Origin of the sequence: Pantoea sp. RIT-PI-b (assembly GCF_001187905.1) — a bacterium.
Lineage (GTDB): Bacteria > Pseudomonadota > Gammaproteobacteria > Enterobacterales > Enterobacteriaceae > Pantoea > Pantoea nemavictus.
Genome location: NZ_LGIS01000022.1, coordinates 18,708 through 43,199, shown reverse-complemented (window position 1 = coordinate 43,199; position 24,492 = coordinate 18,708). Strand labels below are relative to the sequence as shown.

At 54.8% G+C, this 24,492-nt stretch carries 22 protein-coding genes and 4 tRNA genes; 4 read left to right on the top strand and 22 right to left on the bottom strand.

The features are described from left to right. Window positions 1-96 precede the first annotated feature (96 nt). The 6 genes from yigB to AC790_RS15120 form a co-directional block, all read right to left on the bottom strand. Window positions 97-813: a 5-amino-6-(5-phospho-D-ribitylamino)uracil phosphatase YigB gene (yigB, locus tag AC790_RS15145; RefSeq protein ID WP_009127845.1), complete on the bottom strand. Its 717-nt coding sequence runs from the start codon at window positions 811-813 to the stop codon at window positions 97-99. Continuing rightward, a complete protein-coding gene (xerC, locus tag AC790_RS15140; RefSeq protein WP_009127843.1) occupies window positions 813-1,721 on the bottom strand; it encodes a tyrosine recombinase XerC in 909 nt (302 codons plus the stop codon). The genes yigB and xerC overlap by 1 nt, the downstream gene beginning before the upstream one ends. Beyond that, entirely contained in the window at window positions 1,718-2,422 is a 705-nt protein-coding gene (locus tag AC790_RS15135; protein ID WP_009127841.1) for a DUF484 domain-containing protein, read from the bottom strand. Before AC790_RS15135 ends, xerC begins: the two co-directional genes overlap by 4 nt. Beyond that, a complete protein-coding gene (gene dapF / locus AC790_RS15130; protein WP_009127839.1) occupies window positions 2,419-3,243 on the bottom strand; it encodes a diaminopimelate epimerase in 825 nt (274 codons plus the stop codon). The genes AC790_RS15135 and dapF overlap by 4 nt, the downstream gene beginning before the upstream one ends. A 29-nt stretch (window positions 3,244-3,272) precedes the next feature. Continuing rightward, window positions 3,273-3,476 (bottom strand): lipoprotein, encoded by a 204-nt coding sequence (locus AC790_RS15125; RefSeq protein WP_009127837.1) that lies wholly within the window; start codon window positions 3,474-3,476, stop codon window positions 3,273-3,275. A gap of 134 nt (window positions 3,477-3,610) precedes the next feature. Further along, a complete protein-coding gene (locus AC790_RS15120) occupies window positions 3,611-6,172 on the bottom strand; it encodes a class I adenylate cyclase (protein ID WP_036621210.1) in 2,562 nt (853 codons plus the stop codon). 317 nt (window positions 6,173-6,489) lie between these two features. On the opposite strand from AC790_RS15120, the gene hemC reads away from it, so the two are divergent. Genes hemC through hemY form a run of 4 tightly spaced genes read left to right on the top strand, consistent with a single transcriptional unit; the run spans window position 6,490 to window position 10,521 of the window. Beyond that, window positions 6,490-7,431 carry a hydroxymethylbilane synthase gene (gene hemC, locus AC790_RS15115; protein ID WP_049852333.1) on the top strand — a complete coding sequence of 314 codons (942 nt, stop codon included), beginning with the start codon at window positions 6,490-6,492 and terminating at the stop codon, window positions 7,429-7,431. Then, complete coding sequence (gene hemD, locus AC790_RS15110; protein WP_009127832.1) at window positions 7,428-8,168, top strand: uroporphyrinogen-III synthase; 741 nt, start codon at window positions 7,428-7,430, stop codon at window positions 8,166-8,168. Before hemC ends, hemD begins: the two co-directional genes overlap by 4 nt. 23 nt (window positions 8,169-8,191) lie before the next feature. Then, entirely contained in the window at window positions 8,192-9,322 is a 1,131-nt protein-coding gene (gene hemX / locus AC790_RS15105; protein ID WP_009127830.1) for a uroporphyrinogen-III C-methyltransferase, read from the top strand. Window positions 9,323-9,324: 2 nt separating this feature from the next. Further along, entirely contained in the window at window positions 9,325-10,521 is a 1,197-nt protein-coding gene (gene hemY / locus AC790_RS15100) for a protoheme IX biogenesis protein HemY (RefSeq protein WP_009127829.1), read from the top strand. 576 nt (window positions 10,522-11,097) lie between these two features. Here the strand turns inward: hemY and AC790_RS15095 are convergent. The 16 genes from AC790_RS15095 to wecA all read right to left on the bottom strand — a co-directional run bounded on the left by AC790_RS15095 (window position 11,098) and on the right by wecA (window position 24,476). Then, window positions 11,098-11,174: transfer RNA gene (locus tag AC790_RS15095), tRNA-Pro, on the bottom strand. A 36-nt stretch (window positions 11,175-11,210) separates the two neighbouring features. Next, window positions 11,211-11,297, bottom strand: a tRNA-Leu gene (locus AC790_RS15090). A 16-nt stretch (window positions 11,298-11,313) separates the two neighbouring features. Beyond that, window positions 11,314-11,389, bottom strand: a tRNA-His gene (locus AC790_RS15085). Between the two features lie 92 nt (window positions 11,390-11,481). Beyond that, a tRNA-Arg gene (locus AC790_RS15080) sits at window positions 11,482-11,558 on the bottom strand. A gap of 159 nt (window positions 11,559-11,717) precedes the next feature. Next, window positions 11,718-12,452, bottom strand: a complete 735-nt coding sequence (gene wecG, locus AC790_RS15075) for a lipopolysaccharide N-acetylmannosaminouronosyltransferase (protein WP_049852313.1) — start codon at window positions 12,450-12,452, stop codon at window positions 11,718-11,720. Window positions 12,453-12,480: 28 nt separating this feature from the next. After that, window positions 12,481-13,824: an ECA oligosaccharide polymerase gene (gene wzyE, locus AC790_RS15070; RefSeq protein ID WP_009127825.1), complete on the bottom strand. Its 1,344-nt coding sequence runs from the start codon at window positions 13,822-13,824 to the stop codon at window positions 12,481-12,483. 2 nt (window positions 13,825-13,826) lie between these two features. Continuing rightward, window positions 13,827-14,891 carry a TDP-N-acetylfucosamine:lipid II N-acetylfucosaminyltransferase gene (locus tag AC790_RS15065; protein WP_049852312.1) on the bottom strand — a complete coding sequence of 355 codons (1,065 nt, stop codon included), beginning with the start codon at window positions 14,889-14,891 and terminating at the stop codon, window positions 13,827-13,829. Continuing rightward, window positions 14,888-16,141 (bottom strand): lipid III flippase WzxE, encoded by a 1,254-nt coding sequence (gene wzxE / locus AC790_RS15060; protein WP_049852311.1) that lies wholly within the window; start codon window positions 16,139-16,141, stop codon window positions 14,888-14,890. Before wzxE ends, AC790_RS15065 begins: the two co-directional genes overlap by 4 nt. Then, entirely contained in the window at window positions 16,141-17,271 is a 1,131-nt protein-coding gene (gene rffA / locus AC790_RS15055) for a dTDP-4-amino-4,6-dideoxygalactose transaminase (protein ID WP_049852310.1), read from the bottom strand. Before rffA ends, wzxE begins: the two co-directional genes overlap by 1 nt. Then, entirely contained in the window at window positions 17,268-17,966 is a 699-nt protein-coding gene (gene rffC / locus AC790_RS15050; protein WP_049852309.1) for a dTDP-4-amino-4,6-dideoxy-D-galactose acyltransferase, read from the bottom strand. Before rffC ends, rffA begins: the two co-directional genes overlap by 4 nt. Beyond that, the gene (gene rfbA / locus AC790_RS15045) at window positions 17,944-18,825 is read right to left on the bottom strand and encodes a glucose-1-phosphate thymidylyltransferase RfbA (RefSeq protein ID WP_049852308.1); all 882 of its coding nucleotides are present in this window, start codon (window positions 18,823-18,825) and stop codon (window positions 17,944-17,946) included. The genes rffC and rfbA overlap by 23 nt, the downstream gene beginning before the upstream one ends. A 24-nt stretch (window positions 18,826-18,849) precedes the next feature. Next, the gene (gene rffG, locus AC790_RS15040; protein ID WP_049852307.1) at window positions 18,850-19,926 is read right to left on the bottom strand and encodes a dTDP-glucose 4,6-dehydratase; all 1,077 of its coding nucleotides are present in this window, start codon (window positions 19,924-19,926) and stop codon (window positions 18,850-18,852) included. Further along, complete coding sequence (gene wecC, locus AC790_RS15035; protein ID WP_049852306.1) at window positions 19,923-21,182, bottom strand: UDP-N-acetyl-D-mannosamine dehydrogenase; 1,260 nt, start codon at window positions 21,180-21,182, stop codon at window positions 19,923-19,925. The genes rffG and wecC overlap by 4 nt, the downstream gene beginning before the upstream one ends. A gap of 2 nt (window positions 21,183-21,184) precedes the next feature. Beyond that, window positions 21,185-22,309, bottom strand: a complete 1,125-nt coding sequence (wecB, locus tag AC790_RS15030) for a non-hydrolyzing UDP-N-acetylglucosamine 2-epimerase (RefSeq protein WP_049852305.1) — start codon at window positions 22,307-22,309, stop codon at window positions 21,185-21,187. 10 nt (window positions 22,310-22,319) lie between these two features. After that, entirely contained in the window at window positions 22,320-23,369 is a 1,050-nt protein-coding gene (gene wzzE / locus AC790_RS15025; RefSeq protein WP_049852304.1) for an ECA polysaccharide chain length modulation protein, read from the bottom strand. Window positions 23,370-23,390: 21 nt separating this feature from the next. Then, entirely contained in the window at window positions 23,391-24,476 is a 1,086-nt protein-coding gene (wecA, locus tag AC790_RS15020; protein WP_009127802.1) for a UDP-N-acetylglucosamine--undecaprenyl-phosphate N-acetylglucosaminephosphotransferase, read from the bottom strand. Between the last annotated feature and the right edge of the window lie 16 nt (window positions 24,477-24,492).

The window sequence follows — 24,492 nt, the reverse complement described above, 5'->3', positions numbered from 1 at the left end:
GGGAGCTTACATAAGTAAGTGACCGGGGTGAGCACGTGCAGCCAACGCAGCGCCAACTTGAATGATGATGGATACGACTGGATAAATTTACAGCTATTATAGCAGCGAGGTTAAAGATGCCAACCGATCAATTTCCACGTGCGGCAGCAGACGCGCATCGCCAATTTTCATCAGATTGCCTTCACGCAGATTGATCCAGCAGGCTTGCATGCCCGCACGCAGCGAACCGGCAACATCGGTGGTGAGATCGTCGCCAACGTGCAGAATGTGCTCGGGCGCGATGTTTAAACGCTCAGCGGCAAGGTGATACATATCCTGCCACGGCTTGGCGCGGCCGTGCGGACCGGCTCGCAGCGCGAACTGGAAGTAGTGATCGATGCCGAGCTTTTCCGGGCAGGCATTGCCGTTAGTGATCGCCACCAGCGGTACGCGCTCGCCCAGCCATGTCAGCGTTTGATGTGTCTCATCTGGCATCGTGACTTCGCTGCGCCACTGATGGAATACGCTCATCACGTCGCTGGCACCGGCGCTAGCCTCTGCTGCGGATAAGCCGACATTGAGCAGCGCCAGTTCGACCGAGCGGCGGCGCCATTCGGACACGTCGTGATAAATTTCCGGCTCGCGCGCCAGCAACTCATTACGCAACGCCTGATAATCCGCCGGCGTGAATTCACGTAGCGCCGGGTGATAAGCCTGCAGTGCAGCATGCGATTCGGCAGTGGTTTTGCGGATGACGGGATGGTTGTCATACAGCGTGTCGTCGAGATCAAAGGTGATCGCTTTGATCGGGCCGAGCGGACGATAAAACTTCATTAAGACTTTCCTCGTTTGGCACGCGGATGGGCCGCATCATAAACCGTCGCCAGATGCTGGAAATCCAGATGGGTGTAGATTTGCGTGGTCGCCAGGTTAGCGTGGCCGAGCAGTTCCTGCACCGCGCGCAGATCGCCGCTCGATTCCAGCAAATGCGTGGCAAAAGAGTGGCGCAGTTTATGCGGATGAATATGGCTGGCAACGCCCTGCTTAATGCCCCATTCGGCAAAGCGCTTCTGCACATTGCGCGTTGAAATCCGGCTGCCGCGGCTGGAGACAAACACCGCATCGTCCTGCGGCGCGAAGCTATCGCGCAGCGGTAACCAGTGCTGAATCCACGTCACCGCCGTGCCGCCAATCGGTACGCGGCGCTCTTTGCTGCCTTTACCCAGCACCCGCACTTCGCCCGCTTCCAAATCTATATGGCGGCAATCCATATTGACCAGCTCGGAGAGACGCAATCCGCCACCGTACATGGTTTCCAGCATCGCACGGTCGCGCACCGCCAGCGGATCGTTAAGGTCGATCTCCAGCAGTTGGTTAACTTCGTCGACATCCATGTTTTTCGGCAGGTGGCGCGCATTGCGCGGCGTGGAAATCCCTTTGGCGGGATTGGCGCTCAGCATGCCCTGATGGACTTGCCAGTCAAGAAAACTGCGCAGCGCCGACATGCGCAATGCCAGACTGCTGGCGCCCAAACCGCCGCGACGGCTGCGCGCTGCCAGTGTGCGCACCTGCGCCGGCTCCAGCTGCGCCCAACTCGCCAGTTTCATCTCATCGGCCATTGCCATAATCGCCTGCAATTGCCGTTGGTAATTCTTTTGCGTCAGCGGGCTGAGCTGGCGTTCAACCTTCAGATATCGCAGAAAGTCATCCACAGCAGGCAGCAGCGGACTGACGCTACTCATGCGCGCTCTACCCAGCGTGACAGCAGATCCGGCAACATTTGCGCCAGATGCTGCAGCAGCAGCGTGCCCATGCCCGCCTGATAATGCTGATTATCGCGGCTGGTGAACATCAATATGCCCAGCTCGCCGCGCTCGCCCATCAACGACATCGCCACCGAGCCAATCGCTTTAGCCTGCGGTAACAACAGCAACAATTCCGGGCCATTCAGACTGCCAAGATAGTGATGCTCATCGCCAAAGCGCTGAATACGCAGCGGTTCGAATGCCTGACGAGACAAGCCGAGTTGGGTGAAATCAGAGGGTGCGCCGATGTGCCATTTATCGTTGAACAGGCGCACATGCGCACCTGCCAAACCGAGTTCGCGCGCCCAGCGATGCAGACGCGTCAGCATCTCCTGCAGGCTGTCAGCGGCGGCGAGATGGCCTTGCAACGCCAGAAGGCGATCAAACAGCTGATGATTAGCGGTGGCCTGCTCCATCAGCAGCGTGATCTCCTCTTCCAGCTGCTGGATGTGGTTGCGCTGACGCGCCATATGCCACTCCACCAGCGAAACGCTGCCGCGTACCGGATGCGGCACCATCATCTGTTCGACCTGGCGCGCGTTGCGAATAAAGAAATCGGGATTTTGACGCAGAAATGCGCTTACCGATTGATCGTCCAGCAAAACCTCACTTGCGGTTTGCTCTTCGACATTTTTCATAGATGAATAAACCCATCGTAGACGTGTGTGGCTGGACCGGTCATAAACAGCGGCTGCCCTTCCCCTTTCCAGGCGATATGCAGCGTTCCGCCGGGAAGATCGACGCGCACATTCTCCGCCAAAATGCCCTGCTGAACGCCGCAGGCAACCGCCGCACACGCGCCGCTACCGCAAGCCTGCGTTTCACCCGCGCCACGTTCGTACACGCGCAGGCGGATATGCTCACGATTAACCACTTCCATAAAACCGACATTTACGCGCTCCGGGAAGCGCTCGTGGCTTTCCAGTTCTGGACCCAGCGTTTCAACCGGCGCGGTTTTCACGCTTTCCACCTGAATTACACAATGGGGATTGCCCATCGAGACTGCGCCAAACATTACGGTTTGCTCGGCAACGCGCTGCAAATAAAGGTTCTCGGCTTTATTGGCCCGCAGCGGTACGCTTTGCGGTTCGAAGTTGGGCTGGCCCATATTGACACGCACCAGCTCATCATTGGTGACGCTGAGCACCATGCGGCCAGTTTGGGTACTGACGCGAATGTCGTTTTTGTTGGTCAATCCTTTCAGGCGCACGAAACGTGCGAAACAGCGCGCACCATTGCCGCACTGTGCGACTTCGCTGCCATCTGCGTTGAAAATGCGGTAGTGGAAATCGAGATCCGGATCGTAAGGCGGTTCGACGATCAGCAACTGATCAAAACCGATCCCCAGATTTCTGTCCGCCAGGCGGCGAATCAGTTCCGGCGAAAAAAAGACGTTTTGTGTCACAGCATCCACAACCATAAAGTCGTTGCCGAGACCGTGCATTTTTGAGAACTGCATTTTCTGCTCCGCCGGATTACTCATAGAGTTTAGTTCGCCTGCGAACCAGGCTGGCTGGTGACCAAACCGCCGACATCCGCATCCTGAGCGGCTTTCTGCTGCTGCTCGGTGACCTGCTGATTAGGCTTGTTAGGCTGATCTTTCGGTGGGAAATATAGCGGTCCTTTTAGGCCACAGCCTACCAGGCTGACCAGTGCCAGCGCCATACCCAGCTGACTTATCACTCGTATCATTCTGTCTGCTCTTCTGTCCTTAAGCCATGGTTGCTTATCATCGCAGTTGACGATGTAAAAGCAACAGGAAATAGCCGAAAATCCAGCAGCAGGTCAGAGTTACAGCGCATCCCGCCGCGCGAACGCGGGCAGGATCAATGCATTTGGTAGCGCGGCTGGAAGTCGCCGTTGTCGTTATCAGGCTGCGTGGCGCAGAGCTGCGTCAGCGTTTGGCTGCGGAAAGGAATCACCTGGAAACGCTCGCCCGTATTCACAATCTGGTAGAACTGCGGCAGGTTGAAATTGATAAAGCTGGAGCCGTAGGTAAAGCGATCGTGTGACGATGAGTAGAAACGACTCACATCACGTACCAGCTCTTCTTTACTGCCTTCGCAATGGTGATAAACCTCAACGCGGTTGGTTTCATCGAGGATATAGATGTTGAAGCCGCGATCGTCATTGGTGTCTTCAAAGAAGAACTGAATGATGCCTTCGCTGGCATAACCGTTAACCACCGGCGGCAGCGGCGTTTGGTTCGACTCCACTTTGATCGACAAGCCGTGCAGCTTGTTATTGGAAATCGCGCCATAGAATTCGACGGCGTTTTCCAGCTTCTGCACCGACACGCTCATGCGCTCGAAGAATAAGCCCCAGGTTTGGCCCGCCATACGTAACGCTTTGAAGCGGCCCGGTTCCTGACGCGTGCTCGACAGACGCAGCTCAATACACTCCGAAACCAGCTGCTGCACGCGCGTACGGATCAACCCGCGCAGATGCTGGCTGTAGCAGAACACTTCCACCGTATCCGGCGGTGCAGCATCCTGATGCATTTTGCCGAGAATGGTTTTCAGCGCTTCAATCATCGCCTGCTCGCCGTTGAAGTGCAGCGTACGCACTTCATTCCAGGAGTTGCGATACAGCAGATCGATACTGCCAATCAGGCATTGCTGCTGCTGACCGAAGCTGAACACATCCAGCTTACGGAAATCAAAATGCACCACCTGATTGCGGAATGCCGAGGTGGGATCGTGTTCCAGATTGACGATAATCGCCAGATGACGTATTTCGCACGGGCTATACAGCGCTTTTGGCGTTGGAGCCGGTACGCGCAACGGGAAGTGGCTCGATACATCGTTGACCAGTTCCTGCAGACGCGGCAGGTCGCACAGATCGTTGCCTTTCATGTGCAGGCGCGTTTTGCTGGTCAGCAAACCGTTGAACCACGCCCACGCCACCAGCTTGTTCAGATAGCGGTTATATTCCAGCGGCTGATGGCTGATGATTGAACTCATGTCCGGCGATTGGTTGTACAGATACCAGCCGGCGCGATTAGCGCGGCCTGCCGGGACGTGAATAAAGGTGAGATTCTCTTCCGAGAGATCGGGTGAAATCTGCGGGTTTACCAGCGTGACTTTACCTGGCAGCGCCTCAAACGCGGCATACAGTTTACGCGTCAGCACGCCGATATCTTGCGGGCTGGCGCTGACACTTAAATTGTTGCGACGCGCAAAGCGGATCAGGTTGCGATAACTCTGCATCATCGCATCCAACAGCTCATTGTGCGCTTCGCGTACCCGTTCAATTTTCCACTGCGATCGGTTATCCAGTACCGCCAGCTTCTCTTCATCCCAGCCCCACTCTTTCACCAGCTGCGAAAGAATCTCGCGACGCCAGCCAGTACGCTGATGATGGTGATCTTCGCTGGAGAGCTTTTCACACACTTTTAAGTAGAAACATCGACGCACTAAATCGAGGCGCGCCATGTCATCAACGCTGGTGAGATAGCGCGTCACGCGTTCCAGCATCATGCAGTAGGGATCGAGTCCGAAGCAGACAATTTCGCCATCATGCAGGCGCTGCTTGATATCCATCGACAGGAGCTGCGTATTGGGATATTCCCAGCTGTAGGCTTCCAGCAGCAGGGTTTTCAGCACCGCTTTGTACGGAGAATCGATACTTTTATACAGCTGCCACAAACTGGCGCCGAAGTACTCCTCCGCCGACAGCGTGCCAAGGCCGCCAAGGTCGAGCCACTCATTTGGCGTCAACACGCCCTGGGAATAGAGTGACATGACGTAATCGTCGTAATGGTGCTCTTCTTCGCCAGGCACCATGTTCCACAGGATGCGTTTACCCGCCATACGCACGGCGGTACGGTAAAACTCATCCAGCAGCAGAATATGTTGGGTCGAGCCGCAATCTTCACCGCCGAGGCTGCCGCTTTCATTGTGGCGGAAACGGTTCTCGTCAATCAGGAAGAAGCTGACTTCCACACCCATCGACACACACCATTTCTGCAGAAGCGTACACTTGCGCTGCAGATTGAGGCGCTCTTCATTATCCAGCCAGGATTGATGGCATACCCAGATGTCGAGATCGGAGATGCTGTTTTGCCCAACGGACGAGGTACTGCCCATGGAGTAAATACCGGTAATTGGGCGTTCGCCAGCAACGGCATTGCTAAGATCGAGCGGCTGACCGCTTGTTAAGCTCTGCAGCAGCTGCTGTTGATTTTCATCGGGCGTGAAGAGGCAAACGCCATGCGGAACGCTACCTTCGAGGTAGCCCGGCATCAGCGGATGGTGGTAGTGCAAAAATGTTGGCAGCAGACTGTAGACTTGCTGGAAAGCAGGCCCCATAGCAGCCAGTGCGCGATCGACGCGCAGCTGGTTAATCGCATCCAGTCTCTGTTTCAGTGTCTCAATGTAGAGGTACAAGACGTTTCGCCTGATTGTCCCAGTGTTAAGCACCCTGTTTCCGCAATCTGCCGCTTAATAATAAAGATATTGGGCAAATTATTGCTGGAAACGTGATCAATCTAACACCTGGAGGATTGACCGTAAAGAAAGTTGCGCTACTTAACAGTTTAGCATGTTCCGAACGTAGCCCTGCTTTTTTCAGACTTCGACTTCAGACTGAGATCCTGATTATTTCAGGCTGAGTCTGACATCGCGGCCTTTTCAATCCGTTGAAACTGACAGCATTCCCCTATCAATGATAGGATATTCGATGAACGATCAAAATGGTTAACAGCATGTTAAACAAAATTTTCAGAATTGCTACCAGACAAAGTCCTCTCGCTCTGTGGCAGGCACAATATGTCCAACAGCGCCTGATGGCCGCCCATCCGGGGCTACAGGTAGAGCTGCTGCCGATGGTCACGAAAGGTGATGTCATCCTTGATACGCCGCTGGCCAAAGTGGGCGGCAAAGGGCTTTTTGTCAAAGAGCTTGAGTTGGCAATGCTGGAAGACCGTGCCGATCTTGCCGTGCACTCGATGAAGGATGTGCCGGTCGATTTTCCACAAGGGCTCGGTCTGGTGACCATTTGCGAGCGTGAAGATCCACGCGATGCTTTTGTCTCCAATAACTACCACAGCATTGATGAACTGCCGCAGGGCGCGGTGGTCGGTACCTCAAGCCTGCGTCGCCAGTGCCAGATTAGCGCGCGTCGTCCAGATTTAGTCATCCGCTCGCTGCGCGGCAACGTTGGAACCCGTCTCGGTAAACTCGATGCCGGGGAATACGACGCCATCATTCTTGCTGCGGCAGGACTGAAGCGTTTAGGCCTGGAAGATCGCATCCGCCAGGCGATGCCCGCAGAGATCTCATTGCCTGCCGTTGGCCAGGGCGCTGTCGGCATCGAATGCCGTGTTGATGATGCGCAATTGATTACGCTGCTGCAGGCGCTGAATCACGATGATACCGCCGTGTGCGTGCGCGCTGAACGCGCGATGAACACGCGGCTGGAAGGCGGTTGTCAGGTGCCGATCGGTAGCTTCGCGGTACTGGAAGACGATCAGTTATGGCTGCGCGGTTTAGTCGGTTCACCTGACGGCAATCAGATGGTGGTAGGCGAGCGTCGTGGTCCACGCGATCAGGCCGAACAAATGGGCATTTCGTTAGCTGAAGAGCTGCTTGATGGTGGCGCGCGCGACATTTTGCGTGAAGTTTATCAGGGACAACCTCCCGCATGACCATCCTCGTGACCCGTCCGGAACCGGCTGCCACCGAACTGGTTTCGCGCTTGCGGAACCTGGGGAAGCTGGCATGGAGTTTTCCGCTCATTGAATTCACGCCGGGTCGCGATCTTCAACATCTGCCGCATCAACTTGCCGCACTGCAGCCGGGCGATCTGGTATTTTTGCTATCGCAGCAAGTCGTGACCTTCGCCCAACCCGCTTTACAGCACCACGCCACAGCATGGCCCGAAGCACTCAACTATTATGCTATCGGTCGCAGCACCGCTTTGGCATTGCACACCGTCAGTAATCTGAAAGTAGACTATCCTCATGCGCGGGAGACCAGTGAAGAACTGGTGCGTCTGAATCGCTTGCAGCAGGTAAACGGCAAACGCGCGTTGATTCTGCGGGGCAGCCCAGGCCGCGAATTACTGGCAGAAACGCTGATTGAACGCGGTGCTGAAGTGCAGTATTGCGAGTGTTATCAGCGCTGTGAAAAACACTATAACGGCGCGATTGAAGGCCGCCGCTGGCGCGATCGCGGGATTACAACGCTGGTGGTCACCAGCGGTGAAATGTTACAACAACTCTTTTCTCTGTTTCCGCCGATTGATCGACGGGAATGGTTACTGCACTGTCGACTTGTAGTCGTCAGTGAACGTTTGGCTACGCAAGCCGCTGAATTAGGCTGGCAGGACATTGATGTAGCCGATGGTGCCGATAACGATGCGCTGCTGCGCGCGTTACGCTGAACTTAACAATGGGATGAGCCATAATGACGGAACAAAAAGCCTCCTCCGCCATGGTTGAAGAAACCACCCCAGCGGACAATTCTCCCTCTCCAGCAACCAAGCCTCCTCGCGATAAAAAGAGCGATGGCAAGGTGCTGAGTGCAGTGGCGATTGTCATTGCGCTGGCGATTGGGGCGGGACTTTACCTCAATGGGAAACACCAGGCCGATTTACAGGCTCAAACTAATCAGAATCTGACTGAGCAGCTGAGCGCCTTGCAGCAGCAACTAGGCAGCGATAAACAGCAGCTGACGCAACAACTGGAGAGCGCTAACAGCGCCTTACAAGAGACGCGCACGCAGCAGGACAACAGCGCTAAAGAGCTGGAAACCCTGCGTGATAAAGTCGCCACCATTTCGGGTAACGATACCCGCACCTGGCTGCTGGCTCAGGCGGATTACCTCGTCAAACTGGCGGGCCGCAAACTGTGGAGCGATCAGGATGTCACTACCGCAGCAGCGTTACTGAAAAGTGCCGATACCAGCCTGGCGGATATGAACGATCCAAGCGTGATGAACGTGCGTCGTGCGTTGACGCAGGATATCAGCTCGCTCTCCGCAGTCAGCCAGGTTGATTATGACGGCACCATTCTCAAGCTCAATCAGCTGTCGAACGGCGTTGATAATCTGCGCCTGGCCGATAACGACAGCGATGATTCACCGATGGATGCCGATGGCGGTGAGCTCTCTAGCTCACTGCACGAGTGGCGACAAAACCTGGTGAAAAGCTGGCATAACTTTATGGATGATTTCATCACCATCCGTCGTCGCGATAACACCGCTCAGCCGCTGCTGGCACCCAATCAGGACGTTTATCTGCGTGAAAACATCCGTTCGCGTCTGCTCATTGCTGCTCAGGCTGTACCGCGTCATCAGGACGAAATTTATAAACAGTCTATTGATGCCGTCTCAACCTGGGTACGCGCCTGGTACGACACCAATGATGCCGCCACCAAAGCCTTCCTCGCTCAGTTAGATGAACTAAGCCAGCAAAGCATTTCGATGGATGTGCCGGACACGCTGGAGAGTCAGCCGCTGCTGGAAAAACTGATGCAAACCCGTGTGCGTAATTTGCTGGCTCAGCCATCGGTTGCCGCTGACCAACAGGGAGGCTAACCATGCTTAAAGTATTGGTGCTTTTCCTGCTGCTGATTGCGGGCATTGTAATCGGGCCGATAGTTGCTGGCCATCAAGGCTATGTGCTGATTCAGACCGACAACTGGAACATCGAAACCAGTGTGACGGGACTGGCGATTATCTTGATCCTCAGCCTGCTGGTAATTTTGTTAGTCGAGTGGATTCTGCGTCGCCTGTTCCGCACTGGCGCACGCACGCGCGGCTGGTTTACGGGCCGCAAGCGTCGTAGCGCGCAGCGTCACACGCAAAGCGCGCTGATGAAGCTAGCAGAAGGCGATTTCAAGCAGGCAGAAAAACTGCTGTCGAAAAATGCCGACCACGCCGATCAGCCGGTCGCAAACTACTTGCTGGCTGCGGAAGCGGCACAGCAACGTGGTGATGAAATTCGCGCTAACCAGCATTTGGAGCGTGCCGCCGAGTTGTCGGTGAACGATACCATTCCGGTTGAAATCACCCGCGTGCGTCTGCAATTAGCGCGTAATGAAGATCATGCTGCTCGTCACGGCGTCGACCGCCTGCTGGAAGTGGCGCCTCGCCATCCGGAAGTGCTTCGTCTGGCAGAACAAGCCTATGTACGTACCGGCGCGTGGGGGGCACTGCTCGATATCTTGCCTGCAATGCAAAAAGTGCAGATCAACGATGAAGCACAGCGCGACGCATTGCAGCAGCAAGCCTGGCTGGGCCTGATGAATCAGGCGATGGCCGATCAGGGTAGCGACGGCTTGAAAAAGTGGTGGCAGAACCAGAGTCGTAAAACGCGTCAGGAAACCGCACTGCAAGTGGCAATGGCGGAACATCTGATTGAGTGTGACGACCCGGATACGGCGCAAAGCATCGTGCTGGACGGCCTGAAACGCCAGTATGACGATCGTCTGGTGCTGCTGATGCCGCGTATTAAAAGCGGCGATCCGCAATCGCTAGAGAAAGCACTGCGCCAGCAGATTAAACAGCACGGCGCTACGCCACTGTTGCACAGTACGCTGGGTCAGATGCTGATGCGTCATGGTGAATGGCAGCAGGCGGCAGAGGCATTCCAGCAAGCGTTAGCGCAGCGACCGGATGCCTTTGATTATGCCTGGTTGGCGGATGTTTACGATCGTCTGCATCGCCCGGAAGACGCCGCGAAAATGCGTCGGGAAGGCTTGTTACTCACGCTGAAGACCAATCCCAGCACCTGATTATACGATTGTTACTTTTGTGCACGCCGGGCTTGTCCCGGCTTTTTTTTGCCTGTGGCAAATTGCAGATAAAAAAACACCTGCCATAAGCAGGTGTAAGATCAGGTCATTAAGACAACTGATGGCATCCGACTCAACGTAATGTCCTTCTTACTGCAGTAAAGCGTGCGCAAATACTGCCAGGCTGGACAACGGATGCCGTAAGGGGCTCTGCATCATTCCCAGGTTTATGTAGCATCAGCAAACATAAGAGGTGGAATGAGCATCTACAGGAATAGTATTGCACAAGCTGTGCCAAAGCTGCAGATTTCATAATAAATTATTTTATATCAGTAAGATAAGTAGATGGCGTACGCATAACTGTCGGCAAATCACGACGAAAGCGTTAAAAGCTGTCTCTGCAGAGCGACAAGCAATGCAAGGAATTGTCATGCTATTAAAAATCAAAGGGTTGCATGTTGCTGAATAGCGACAAAGTGCAGAATGATGCGTTCGGGGAGTGTTAATTAAGAAGTGAGGCGCGTTTGGCGGGCAGAAACGAAAAAAGCCTGCTTTCTCAAGCAGGCTTTTCGAATATGGTCGGCGAGAGAGGATTCGAACCTCCGACCCACTGGTCCCAAACCAGTTGCGCTACCAAGCTGCGCTACTCGCCGATTTTTTACTTCTTACCGCTACTGCGTAATTTTGCCTGGTGCGAAGGGAGGGACTTGAACCCTCACGTCCGTAAGAACACTAACACCTGAAGCTAGCGCGTCTACCAATTCCGCCACCATCGCGTGACCGAGCAAAATCTGGGGTGGCTAATGGGACTCGAACCCACGACAACTGGAATCACAATCCAGGGCTCTACCAACTGAGCTATAGCCACCATAAATCTGGTGCGTAAGCGTGTCACGCTTACGTAAATTCACTGCATAACGCGGTTAAACCAACCACCGAAGCTCTTGCGCACAAACTAAATGGCGCGCCCGACAGGATTCGAACCTGAGACCTCTGCCTCCGGAGGGCAGCGCTCTATCCAGCTGAGCTACGGGCGCGTAGCGCCGTTGCGGATGGGCATACTACGGGCTTGACCTCATGCTGTCCAGCCCTTTTTTATAAAAAAAACGCGTTTGATTACGCTTTGTGCATTCCATCGATAATTACTGCAGTTTGAGGCGCTTACCCTGTCAATTCTGCTGGAAAAATCAGCAATTTCAGAGATCGCCGCGCCAATGGTAGCGTAAATATTTCAGCAGCTTTAATTGGCGACGCCAGCGTGAAGGTTGACGAATGAGACGATAAAGCCATTCTAACCCGGATTTTTGCCACCAAATTGGCGCGCGCTGAACATGTCCGGTGAAAACATCATAAGTGCCGCCCACGCCCATATAGAGCGCATGCGGCCAATGTGCGCGGCAATCACGCATCAGCAACTCCTGACGCGGCGAACCCTGCGCTACCGTAACAATCTGCGCGCCGCTTGCCGCAATACGGGCAAACAGCGCCTCGCGATCTTCAGGGGCAAAGTAACCATCCTGACTGCCAACGATATTCACATTCCACTGCCGACGCAGCTTGTCGCAGGTTTCCTGCAACACTGCCTGACGTCCACCAATCAGAAAGACTGGAATGCCGCTGCGCCCAGCATGCTCCATCAACGCTTCCCAAAGATCCGCGCCCGCGATGCGATTGACCTGCAGTTGGGGATATTTTTTGCGCAGCGAGCGGACGATGCTGATGCCGTCCGGATATTTGAATTCCGCCTCAGCAATCAACGAGCGTAACTGCGCATCCTCTTCCAGCGTCAGCATTTTCTCTGCATTTATCGCCACCAATGTGCCGCTGCGCGGCTTACCATCGGGCAAAAGAAAGCGCAGAAAGCTCGCCATATCGTTGAAGGCGTGAAGATCGACTCCGCGCAGGCTATAGCGCGGCTTATCGGTTTCCATGGTATGAATTTCCCGTTGTGCCCAGAAGTTAAGATGGGCTGTGTAAAACCGGCTCACTGCGCGGACGAATTAGCCCCGCGCGCGCCAACAGCCAGTACAACAATTTAGCCACCCACATGCAGGCAGCAAAAATCAGACAAAAGAACACCACGCGCGAGCCAAAAGCATCCAGCCCTTCACGTGCCAGCACGATCATGTTAAATACCGCGCCGAAGCAAAAACTCTGCAAAATCGCCCCGCTATATCGGTTACTGGTATCGCGACCATACAGATAAAGGTTATCAAAGCCCTTCATGAGCAGGCCCACGGCAACCGCGCCGATCGGGATAAACCACACGCCCCCCATCACCAGCAGCGAACCGAGCAGCGTAGGTGAAATAGCTAAGCCAGAATGGTTGTTTAACACTTCCCAGGTAAAGTAATTGGCGCTGTTCAGAATCATTGATGGACGCCCTGGCCACATCCAGCTGGGGATGAACACGTAGAAATCACGCCAAATCGGCGCCAATCCTTGAAAATCGATTTTGTCGTAGTTTTGCAGTAACAGTGCCAGATTTTCCCATGGCGAGAAGGTATCGCGCGTCAGATAAAGGAAGGTGTAAAACGCCTCATCACCCACTACATCAAGGTTGTAGCGACGCAACGCCAGCCAAAACATGCCGCCAATCGCCATCACGCCAGCGCCGACCAGCATCCACAAGGTGATCCAGCCACGCGTAATACCGATAAACAGGAACAGCGCAAAAGCGATAATAATATTGGCGCGCGTGCCGCCCACCAGCGCGTAGGTCAGTAATCCAAATGCGACCGATACCAGCAAAAACCACAGCCACTGGCGCTGCGTTGGCTTGAGGAAGTAACGAATCAACATCGCCGGAATAAAGAAGTAGAAGAAGCGCTTGAGCGCCACGCCGGACACTTCACTGGAGAAAATCTGGTTGTACGCCGACAGCCTAAACAACAGCAAGCCGTTGTGCATAAAGAACACGGTTACGGTGCCAATGGCCACCAGCGCCAGCAGCAGGCAGGTTAGATGGGTTTCGACCCGGTTCATTTCCAGCCAGGGTTTGCGCGCTGGTGCATTAGCCGGCCGCAGCCGTACCTTGTAGCTGACGTAATAGATGGCATAAAAACTGGTGGCGGCCAGCAGCGCCTGCAGCAGATATTCCGCTGGCACCACCGCGACGTTAAAGCGGAACACCAGCACGCTGGTCAGCGGGAAGCCAAAATAGAAGGTCAGTAAAAAGAGAATGGTAAAGAACAGGTGGAAATTGAAGCGCACCCGTTTAAATTCTCGCCAGGTTAAAGTCAGAATGAAACCCAGCGAAAACAGATAAACCACCAGCAGACCACTAAACTGCATCAGGCTCATGTTCATTTCCTTTCACTCAGGGTTAACGCATCGCGCCAGCCTGCCAGATAACCCGGGGCAAAGAAGGCAATCGATGATTTATCACACTGCTTCAGTTGCCGCTGTGCTTCAGCGATACTGGCCGCATCCAGCGCATCTTCACTAAACAATACCGGCAAGCCTTGTTCACTGAGATCGCGCCAGAACGGATTTTTGCGGTTCAGCACGAAGGGAATATCAGCCTGAATCAGCAGACAAAGTGTGCCAATGCCTTGCTGACGTTCGAACATAAAATAGCCGAGCTGGCAGCGGCTAAGCAATCTCAGATAGGCATCAAAGTCGATCTTGTCGCGCAGCAAAGTGACCTGCCCCGCCGGAAACAAGCGCTGTGCGGCCGCAGCAATTTCATCAATGTAGCCATGATTGTTTTCCGGATAGCCGAGCGGCACCACAATTTTTACCCGTTCGCCAAACTGCGCACGAATCGCCTCCAGACCGGCAATGTGGTGATTACTGCGATCGCCAGAGTTACCAAGCAGGATGGTGAAATCACAGGTTTCCAGCGACGCGGGGATTGCCATATCTGGCATGCGCGTCGGGAAATAGAGCACTGAAGCCGGAACGCGCGGATGACGTTGTTGGTAATGGTGCAAATCACCTCGCGTAGCAAATACTTGCGCCAGGCGCCCCTGTGCCAGGCGGCGCAGCAGATAAAACAGCTGATACTTGAGCCCGCGTCCTTCTTCATAGAGATCCGCGCCCCACACATGCCAGAACGCCTGCTGACGGCGCAGTTTGCCGCTCAGTAACGCCAACCAAATGCCCGGATTGAACTGGCCATGAAAGAAGAAGCGCTGCGAACGATCGGCTGCGCGCGCCACCACCGCCTGCGCCAATGCACGCTTACTGGTGAAGGTTTCAATCTGCAGTGACGAATAGGCATGCAGCGTTTCTGGCGCGCTGGCAACCACCATAAATTGACGCGGCGTATCGCCAGGCATCTCGGCGCTCATCACGTCATTAAAGAAACGCAGCACCGTATGATTGTGATGCGGGATATCCGATCCCAACACGTGAAATAAAGTCATTTTTTCCGGCAATAAATCAAGAAGGTGCCACAGCAAAGGGCGAAATAGAGTATGTAGGTGGCCATATAAGCCTGCGCGGCTCCAGCGGTACCGTGCAGCGGGATCAGCCAATGGGAGAAGCCGGTTAGCAGCGCAAACTGGCTAATTTCAGTCAGAATATAAAAGCGCAGCGACGCTTTGGCGATCACCAGATATCCGAAAACATAGGCGCCGATTTTAAAGACGTCACCACACAACTGCCAGACAAAAAGGTCACGCATGGCGCTGAACTGCGGCGAAAACAGCAGCCAGATAGCCACATCGCGTAGCAGCCACACGCAGAAACTGGCAGCGGCGACGGCTGGCAAAACAAAGCGCAGCGCACGGCCAATTTCACGCGCTATCTGCGGCTTAGTTTCCAGACGCGCCAGCGTAGGCAGCAACCAGACGCTAAAGGTGGCGGTGATAAACTGCAAATAGGCATCGGAGATGCTGGTAACGCCCTGCCATAAACCGACCTGCGCCCAACCTTGCTGTTCTGCCAGCAAATTTCGCATCATCACCCACGCTACCGGCAAGGTGACTGAGGTAATCAGCGCCATCAGCGTAAACTTCGCCAAATTACGCGCCAGCTCGGGCTGCCATGTGGGCTTAAGCCAGCTCAGCGGTAATACATCGCGATGGCGTCGCAGCATGATCAGGGCAGGAAAGACGACCAGCGCCGGTACCAGCGCCAAACCGACCAGCGCACCAGCGTAACCGCCCAGCCACCAGCACAATACATAACCAAGCACGCCAATCAGGCTTCCAGCGATAAGCGCCAGCGCATTACCGCGCGCATCGCGAAAACCTTTTAGCAGCGCCAGGGTCAGGTTAGCCCAGGCAATGCCGAGCTGGAGAAAGGCGACAATGCGCACCACATTTTCGTATTCAGCATGACCAAATAGCGCCGCGCTAATGGGCCGTGCCGCCAGTAAAAAAACCAGCGCCAACAGCGTAGAAAAGCCCAGCACCATCGCCGACGCCGTGCCGGTGACCGCACGTAATTGTTGCGGCTGTTGCTGATGCTGCGCCACCAGAGTGGTGACGCCGTTGAAGATACCCGCGCCTGCCAGCACGCCGAGTACGGTGATTAACTGGCGGAAATTACCCGCCTGCCCGATACCTTCCGGTCCAAAACTGACCGCTAGCAGCTTCACCACCAACAAGCCGGCAACGATTTTTATCAGCGTGGAGGAGGCGGTCCAGACTGAGGCTTTGGCTAACGACATCAGGCAAAGAAACTCAACAGCGAACTGATCACCGTGCGCTGGTTATTATCTGAGAGGTTATAGAACAAGGGCAGACGCAGCAGGCGCTCACTTTCAGCGGTGGTAAACACATCCTCACCGTGGAAGCGGCCAAAGCGTTCACCCGCCGGCGATGAGTGCAGCGGGATGTAGTGAAACACCGTGAGGATTTCCGCTTCTTTCATCCAGTTGATCAGCGCCTGACGATCGTTGCTGTCGCGCAGTTTGATGTAGAACATGTGCGCATTGTGTTGGCAATGCTCCGGCACCACCGGCAGTTCAATACGACCGGCTGCTGCCAGCGGTTGCAGCGCATCATAATAGCGCTGCCATAGCCGCAAGCGCTGCTGATTGATTTGCTCCGCCGCTTCCAGCTGCGCCCACAAATAGGCCGCTTGCAGATCCGCCATCAAATAGCTGGAGCCGATATCGCGCCAGGTATATTTATCCACCTGACCACGGAAAAACTGGCTGCGGTTGGTGCCCTTTTCGCGAATGATCTCAGCACGCTCTACCAGCTGCGCCTCATTGATCAGCGTTGCCCCGCCTTCACCGCCCGCGGTGTAGTTTTTGGTTTCGTGGAAGCTGAAGCAGCCAATATGACCGATGGTGCCGAGCGCGCGTCCTTTGTACTGCGACATCACACCCTGCGCGGCATCTTCGATCACATAGAGTTTATGCTTCGCTGCCAGCGCCATGATGCTGTCCATTTCGCAGGCCACGCCCGCGTAATGTACCGGCACGATAGCGCGGGTTTTCGGCGTGATCGCTGCTTCAATCAAGGTTTCGTCGATATTCATCGTATCGGGACGCACATCGACAAACACAATGGTCGCGCCGCGCAGCACAAAGGCATTGGCGGTGGAGACGAAGGTGTAGCTCGGCATGATCACTTCATCGCCGGGCTGCAAATCGATCAGCAGCGCGGCCATCTCCAGCGACGCGGTGCACGACGGCGTCAGCAACACTTTTTTGCTGCCAAAATGTTGCTCCATCCACTGCTGACAGCGACGAGTAAAGCCGCCGTCACCGCACAGTTTGCCGCTGGCCATCGCCGACTGCATGTATTCAACTTCGCTGCCGACAATCGGCGGTGCATTAAAGGGGATCATGTGGCTTTCCTGTAGAACCAGTAAGCGGTGCTTTCCAGCCGCGCACCGCTGCGTAAATAGAGGCGCATCGCCGCGAGATTGCTGAGCTGGGTGGCTACGCGCAGATGCGCAAGCTGGCGCACGCGGCCCCAGTCAGCGGCAGCGAGCAGTAAACGCTGGCCCACGCCACAACCTTGCGCGTCGGGCAATACCGCTAGCAGACCAATACGCATATCGCCGTCGACTTCGCGCATTGAAACGAAACCCTGCAGCGCGCCCTGCTCATCGCAGGCTACCAGGCATTGGTTATCGAAGGTGCCGCGCACGGCGTTCTCAATCCACTGCGCATAGAAACGCCCGCTGTCAGCCGCATTAAACCACGGCGCGCGAAAGCGGCTTTGGCTAAACGCCTGCGCTGCGGCGGCTCGCAATGCTGGGATTTGCGCTTCCCGCGCGATGCGCACCCCGGTTTGCCGCTCGGTAAGTTTGATACCGATGGCGAGGTCGGCTTCACCTTCAACCAACTGAAAGCCGTGTTGGCTCAACGCATCGATCACCTCAACACGCTCAGCAGGCACTTTGGTTTGCCACAGCGCATAAGGCTGTTCAAGCGCTTCCGCCAGCGGCAGATCGCCATCCAGCGTTAAACGAGCGCTGTTCTGGCCGAAGAAGTCATTTTCCCACGTAAGGGGATTAATATTGACGCGGACGGGCATGATGAACATCCAGCAGGTACTGGCCGTAGCCGGTTTTGGTGAGCGCCTGTGCTGCTGCCAGCAACTGTGCGTCGCTTAGCCAGCCGTTGCGCCATGCAATCTCTTCCAGGCAGGCAATTTTAAACCCCTGGCGTTTTTCAACCGTCTGCACAAACATGCTCGCCTCAATCAGGCTGTCATGTGTTCCGGTATCCAGCCAGGCAAAACCACGGCCCAATAGCTCAACAGATAGCTCACCCTGATTGAGGTACATCTGGTTGATAGCGGTAATTTCCAGCTCACCCCGCGCGGAAGGTTTAACCTGTTTAGCAAACTCCACCACGCGATTATCGTAAAAATAGAGGCCCGTTACCGCCCAGCGCGATTTCGGCTGCTGCGGCTTTTCCTCGATTGAGAGCGCGTTGAAGTCATCATCAAACTCCACCACGCCAAAACGCTCGGGATCCATCACCTGATATGCGAACACGGTAGCGCCGCGGCTGCGTGCGGCCACCTTCTTCAGTTTGGGGCTGAAGCCCTGACCGAAATAAAGATTGTCTCCCAGCACCAGGCAGCATGGGTCGTCACCGATAAAGGATTCACCAATGATAAATGCCTGCGCCAGCCCGTCCGGGCTAGGTTGTTCGGCATACGCCAGCTGGATGCCAAATTCGCTGCCATCGCCCAGCAAGCGTTCAAAGTGAGCGCGATCTTCCGGCGTGGTAATGATCAGAATTTCGCGAATTCCGGCCAACATCAGCACAGACAGCGGGTAGTAAATCATCGGCTTGTCGTACACCGGCAACAACTGCTTCGAGATGGCGCGGGTAATCGGATGCAAACGCGTACCCGAACCTCCGGCTAAAATGATGCCTTTCATCGCTGCTCCTTCTGAATGGATAGTTTAGCGCGGTGCGGCCAGGCCCAGTCGCTCACCGCGATAGCTGCCATTAAGAATCGCCTGCCACCATTGTGGATTCGCCAGGTACCACTGCACCGTTTTGCGAATGCCACTTTCAAACGTTTCCTGCGGCGTCCAGCCAAGCTCACGTGCAATTTTGCTGGCGTCGATGGCGTAACGTAAGTCGTGTCCGGGACGATCGCTGACAAAAGTAATTAAGTCACGATAACGAGCGAGATGTGGTGCTCGCTGCTGGGGGGCCAGTTCATCCAGCAAATCACACAGCGTTTCTACCACCTCAAGATTGCGTCGCTCATTATGGCCGCCGATATTGTAGGTTTCACCTACTTTGCCGCTGCTGACAACGCGATAAAGCGCTCGCGCATGGTCTTCCACATACAACCAGTCGCGAATCTGGCTGCCATTGCCATATACCGGCAACGGTTTACCGGCCAGCGCATGGATGATGGTGAGTGGGATCAACTTCTCCGGGAAATGATACGGACCATAATTGTTAGAGCAGTTGGTGATGATCACCGGCAAACCATAAGTGCGCAGCCAGGCACGTACCAGATGATCGCTGCTGGCCTTAGTGGCTGAATAAGGGCTACTTGGCGCATATGGCGTCGTTTCGGTAAAGAAATCGTCACTGCCGTGCAGGTCGCCAAACACTTCGTCGGTAGAGATGTGATGCAGAATAAAGCCTTTTTTGCGCTCATCCGCCATGCCATTCCAGTAATGACGCGCCGCTTCCAGCAGTTGATAGGTGCCAACGATATTGGTTTCGACGAAGGCAATTGGGCCGTCAATTGAACGATCGACATGACTTTCCGCCGCCAGGTGCATGATGCAATCCGGCTGGTACTGCTTCATCACGCGATCCAGTTCGGCACGATCGCAAATATCCACCTGCTCGAAGGCGAAACGCGCATCCTGCTGTACCGGCGCCAGCGAGGCCAGATTGCCTGCGTAACTCAGCTTATCGACCACCACAACGCGATGGTCAGTGTTTTCAATCAGAAAACGTACCAGCGCCGAACCGATAAATCCTGCACCACCGGTAACCAAATACTGTTTCATCGCCAGACACCTTTAGTATCGACGATCCACGGCTGCGCAATCTGTGTAGCCTCAACCGCGCGGAACTGCGCGTGATCGACCAGCATCACCAGAATATCCGCCTGTTGCAGCGCCTCTTCGGTTGCGACCAACGTGGCTTCGTGCGCCAGACGCTGCGGGATGGCCGTTACGTGCGGTTCAACCACCCAGGTTTGACCGCTGTGCCATTCGGCAATCAGATGAGCCACCGTCATCGCCGGACTTTCGCGCAGATCATCAATATTCGGTTTGAAGGCCAGCCCAAAGCAGGCAATGGTGACGTCGCTGGCGCGTTTGCCGCTGGCGGTAAGGCACTCCGCCAGCGCCTGTTTTACCTGATCCAGCACCCAGCCGGGCTTAGCATCATTCACTTCACGCGCGGTACGAATCAGTCGCGCCTGCTCGGGATTTTGCGCCACGATAAACCAGGGATCGACGGCAATACAGTGACCGCCCACGCCCGGCCCAGGCTGCAGAATATTGACGCGTGGATGGCGATTCGCCAACGCAATCAGCTCCCACACGTTGATGCCTTGCTCTGCACAAATCAGCGACAGCTCATTGGCAAACGCGATATTCACATCGCGGAAGCTATTTTCTGTCAGTTTGCACATCTCGGCGGTGCGCGCATGGGTTTCCACGCATTCGCCGCGCAGGAAAATGCGGTACAGCTCACTGGCCCGCGCGGAACAGGCTGGCGTCATACCACCAATCACGCGATCGTTTTCCAGCAGTTCGACCATCACTTTGCCGGGCAATACGCGCTCCGGACAGTAAGCGATAAACACGTCGCATGCATCACCGTGCTGCGGAAAGCGCAGATCCGGACGCGCCGCCGCCAGCCACTCAGCCATTTGCTCAGTTGCGCCGACTGGCGACGTCGATTCGAGAATCACCAGATCGCCCGCCTTTAATACCGGCGCAATGGACAACGCGGCGGCCTGCACATAACTGAGATCCGGTTGATGGTCGCCGATAAACGGCGTGGGTACCGCAATCAGAAAAGCATCGGCGGCTTCTGCCTGCGTAGTGGCGCGCAGATATCCGTCTCGCACCGCGTCGCGCACCACATCACCCAGCTCAGGTTCAACGATATGGATATCGCCGCGATTAATGGTTTCGACAGCGCGGCTATTAATATCCACGCCCACGACTTTTTTTCCCCGTGAGGCAAAAACGGCCGCCGTTGGCAGCCCAATATAGCCCAGTCCGATAACGGAAATGGTTTCAAAACGCATGGTTATACTCTGTGTTGTTTTAGGGCCTGCAAGATGCGTGCGCAGGCATGACCATCGCCATACGGGTTGTGCGCGCGGCTCATTGCCTGCCAGGCTTCATCATCCTGTAATAGCAGGCTGACTTCCGCGACAATCTTACTGATATCAGTGCCCACCAGCTTCACCGTGCCGGCTGCAACGGCTTCTGGCCGCTCGGTGGTATCGCGCATCACCAGCACGGGCTTGCCGAGCGATGGCGCTTCTTCCTGTATGCCGCCAGAATCAGTGAGAATCAGCCATGAGCGGTTCATCAGCCAGACAAACGGCAGATACTCCTGCGGTTCAATCAGGATGATATTATCAATGCCGCTCAGAATGCGGTTTACCGGCTCGCTGACGTTAGGGTTGAGATGTACCGGATAAACGATTTGCACCTCTGGATGTTGGCGCGCTATCTGCGCCAGCGCGCTGCAAATACGTTCGAATCCGTCGCCAAAGCTTTCGCGGCGGTGGCCGGTGACCAGAATCAGCTTTTTGTCCTGGTCGAGGAACGGATAGCGCGCCGCAAGGCGAGCGTTAAGATCGGCATCATCAAGCACGCGATCGCGTACCCACAGCAGCGCATCAATCACCGTGTTGCCGGTAACGAAGATACGCGCATCGGGCAGATTTTCGCGTAACAGGTTCTGCCGCGAATTTTCCGTCGGCGTGAAGTGGTAGCTCGCCAGATGTCCGGTAAGCGTACGATTGGCCTCTTCTGGCCACGGCGACAGCAGATTACCCGTGCGCAGGCCCGCTTCTACATGACCAACAGGTATTTGGTGATAAAACGCCGCCAGGCTGGCAGCAAACGTGGTGGTGGTGTCACCGTGCACTAACACCACATCTGGCTGAAAATCAGCTAATACGGTTTTCATGCCCTGCAAAATGCGGCTGGTGATCTCCGTCAGCCCTTGCTCGGGGCGCATGATATTCAGATCATAATCGGGCTGCAGCTGAAACAGACGCAGCACCTGATCGAGCATTTCACGATGTTGAGCGGTGACGCACAAGCGCGACTCGAACGCAGCATCCTGCGCCAGCGCCTGCACCAGCGGAGCCATTTTGATCGCTTCAGGACGCGTGCCAAATACGGTCAGAACTTTCACATGACTTCTCTTAGTGGCTCGTTGGTAACGTTAAACGCGGACGACGCACCAGCGCCACTCCCGCACCGACCAGCGCGCCAATGACGCCCCACATGATCATCATAAACAGACGACGCGGACTGTCGCGCGATACCGGCTCTTCCGGCGTGCGCAGATAGCGATAAGTCTGGAATTGTTTATCCAGTCGCGGTCCGGTCTGCAGCGTACTCAGCATCGCTCTATTTTGATCATAGCTTAAATCGTAAGCAGGTCCGCTGGCTTGTAGGGTATCGAGTTGTGCCTGCAGCATTTGCTGCCCTAACAGGAAACGATCGCTGTCTGGTAATGCTTCACCCGTTGCCGGCGCGCGGTTCTCTTTAATGCCCTGCTCGCTCGCCACTTTCAGCGCCTGCTCAATACGCTGGCGTTGACGCGCAAACACCGCCTGCGCCACTTCTTGCTGACGATTAACCTGCGACTGCAGCTGCACGCTGCGTGCCTGCCAGGCACCTTTCAGCTCGGCATTCAGATGACGCGCCGCACGCTCGCTGGCGTACGCAATATATTGACGCAGCAGATTGTTAGCATCACCGGCGGTTTCGGCAACCAGCTTGATGTTGTCCAGGATATTGCGCGCCGGATCGGCCGCCGTGAACTGGATGTTGGTGATCAAGTCATCGAGCAACGCCGCATCATTGTGCGCATTGCCGCTTTTACGACTTTTGAAGTATTCAGTCTGCTGCCAGAAATCCCGACGCGTATCCCATGATGCCAGTTGCATGGTGAACTCTTGATAAACCTCATCCATTACGGTCGGCGCGGGTGAACTGAGATTGAGCGTATTAGTGCGAACATCCAGATTATTGAGGAATTGCTGCTGAACAAAGAAATCACCTAGCATATTCACCGTTGGACGATCGGTGACCGCAGTAGTGCTCCACGCCTGCTTCATCAACATGGAAGCCAGCCATGCCAGCAGTGCAAACAGCACGGCCAGGCCAACAATCCAGCGCTTGCCACGCCACAGCGTACAAGCGAGGCCACACATATCCAGTTCGTTCTCCACAATGGCAGAGTTCATAAAAAATCCTTATTTGGGCGCTTACCGGGAGTAATTTTTACCCGAAGTGGCTTTGTTCCAACGACGTTTAATACGACGCAATCGACGAGCCATACGCCAGGCGTGCTTAATGCAGTAGCCATAAAGAAGAAATGCCATTAAGAACAAGACGAGCATCACCCATTCAGGAATGAACGCCAGATATTCGCCTAATACGCCAATCCCGGCTAACAATGCAGCAGCGACAGTAATCAGCAAAAAAGCTTGTCGGGATGAAAATCCAGCTCGCATGATGAGATGATGAATGTGTTGTCTATCTGCAGAAAAAGGGCTCATGCCTTTGCGTAAACGACGGTACATGATCGCAATCATGTCCATTAAAGGTATCGCGATCAGCCAAAGTGCGGTGACAGGGGTAATTGGATGGCTCAGTCCCTGGGTCGTCTCTAACAATATCCAGATAATCGTAAAACCGATCATGGTACTGCCAGCATCCCCCATGAAGACTTTGTAACGCCGTCCCAGGAATCCCAGATTAAGCAGGATATAAGGAATGGTGGCGGCAATCATGGCGAAGCACCACATCGCAAGACTAACCATTCCATCAAAATAAAGAATAATCCCCATGGCACCAAAGGTGACGCATGATAATCCACCGAGTAAACCGTCGATGCCGTCAACCATGTTGAATGCATTGATAGCGGCCCAGACGGCAAAAAGCGTGAGGACGTACCCAAATGGGCCAACGATGAATTCCACTGGGCCAACGATAAATCCGAGGCTCAGCAGATATAGCTTGGCGCCAAACATCATCACAACAGCAATAACCGCCTGCACAAAAGCGCGAAACTTGACGCTAATATCGAAACGATCATCCAGAGCGCCCACCAGCACCAAAATTCCTGCACAGATCAGGTAGAGAAATCCATTTGGCATATATGATTTGGTAATCAAAAAGGCAAAACAGACACCTGCATAAACAGAAATCCCGCCAACTAATGGAATAACACCTTGATGTCTTTTCCTTAAATTAGGCTTATCCACCAACCCAATCTTTTTCGCCACTTTGCGAGCAATAAAGATAAAGGCTAAAGAGAAAAGAAAAGTTAGGCCAAGCTCTGTACTCATAGTGAGTAAATTCACG